This window comes from Mesorhizobium sp. M5C.F.Ca.IN.020.32.2.1 (assembly GCF_004023105.1).
GTDB lineage: Bacteria > Pseudomonadota > Alphaproteobacteria > Rhizobiales > Rhizobiaceae > Mesorhizobium > Mesorhizobium wenxiniae.
The window spans coordinates 1-1,382 of record NZ_RZSX01001236.1 but is presented as its reverse complement, the minus strand read 5'-3'; the positions used below and the strand labels follow the sequence as shown (position 1 = coordinate 1,382).

Annotated in this window: 1 protein-coding gene and 1 pseudogene; both read left to right on the top strand. The window is 60.1% G+C overall.

Going from position 1 to position 1,382, the window contains the following annotated elements; genetic code table 11:
- The first annotated feature begins 91 nt into the window (after window positions 1–91).
- A complete protein-coding gene (phnE, locus tag EOA86_RS34735; protein ID WP_128345629.1) occupies window positions 92–1,066 on the top strand; it encodes a phosphonate ABC transporter, permease protein PhnE in 975 nt (324 codons plus the stop codon).
- A gap of 4 nt (window positions 1,067–1,070) precedes the next feature.
- Window positions 1,071–1,382: pseudogene (locus EOA86_RS34730) on the top strand (phosphonate ABC transporter, permease protein PhnE); the annotation flags it as partial.

Sequence of the window (1,382 nt, the reverse complement as noted above, 5' to 3'; positions counted from 1 at the left end):
GGCGAAGATCGGCTCGTAAGTAAACTGCCACAACGCCGCCGGGGCCATGTGCCGCCGGCGGCGTTGCCGCATCAGCGTCGGGAATCTATCGATGAGTGCGACCGATGTTTACCGCGCGCCTGCGCTTTCACCGGAGGCAGCCAGAGTCGAGCGGCACTGGCGCGACCTCGCCGCTCGCCGGCGCCTTTACACGATCGGTGGCATGGCTTTCCTGTTTCTTGCACTCTCTGGCTCGCTCTGGTTCGCCAACGAAACCAACGCCGGAAAGTTCTTGGACCGCCTTCCCTACATCGCCGACTTTTTCACCGAATTGAAGCCGCGCGACTGGTTCGACCCGGTGCGCGCGCTGTTCGACTGGCCTTCCCCCTATGACGATGGCAGCCTCAAGTTCGACTACCCCGAAGGTCGGGTCTACCTGACCCAAGGCATCTACATCCCGGAGTATTTCCACCGGATGATCGAGACGCTGAACATTGCCCTGTTTTCGACGCTGGTGGGCTCCACATTCGGTTTCCTGCTCTGCTTCCTGGCTGCAGGCAACATCACGGCCAGCCGCTGGCTCCGCTTCACCACGCGCCGCTTCCTTGAAATCGTCCGCGCCTTTCCGGAAATCGTCATCGCCGGCTTCTTTCTGGCGGTCTTCTCGCTTGGACCGATTCCGGCGATCCTCGCGGTCAGCATCCACACCGTCGGCGCGCTCGGAAAAATGTTCTTCGAAGTGGTCGAAAATGCCGACATGAAGCCTGAAGAAGGCTTGCGGGCTGTTGGCGCCAACTGGATCGAACGGGTGTGGTTCGGCATCGTGCCTCAGGTCCTGCCCAATTTCATGAGCTACTTCCTGCTCCGCTTCGAGATCAATGTGCGCGCTTCGACCATTCTCGGTGCCGTCGGCGCCGGCGGCATCGGCGAATCCCTGCGTCTTTCGATCGGCCGAGGCCATGAGGCCAAGACCATTGCCATCGTCTTTCTGCTGTTCTGCACGATAGTCGCTGTCGACCAGTTTTCGGCATGGCTGAGGCATCGTCTTGTCGGACGGCAAGCGTTCGCATACGGGCGCGGAGAGTAACACCATGAACGCCGACGCTATCGACGACATCGCCGCTCGCCACCCGGACGCCTTCCGGCGCTCTCTATGGAAGCGCTACGCCGTCCCGATCGGCATCCTTCTCTGCATTCTCTACACCTTCTATTGCGCGTGGTTCTTCTCGATCGCCACCGTGCTCGAAAAGGCGAACTGGAATCTTGCCGGCGCTTATCTCGCCGACTGGGTGTCTTACGAAATCCGGCCCGACATCGAGTTCAAAGATAGCTATCTGACGATCGACTACTCCCGCTTTTCCAAACTGGGATCCAATCCAGATCCCGACTGGGTGGTCAAGCAG

What these genes read in the sequence shown, in the direction of transcription:
- phnE (WP_128345629.1), top strand. Translation starts at nt 92, where the DNA reads ATGAGTGCGACCGATGTTTACCGCGCGCCTGCGCTTTCACCGGAGGCA.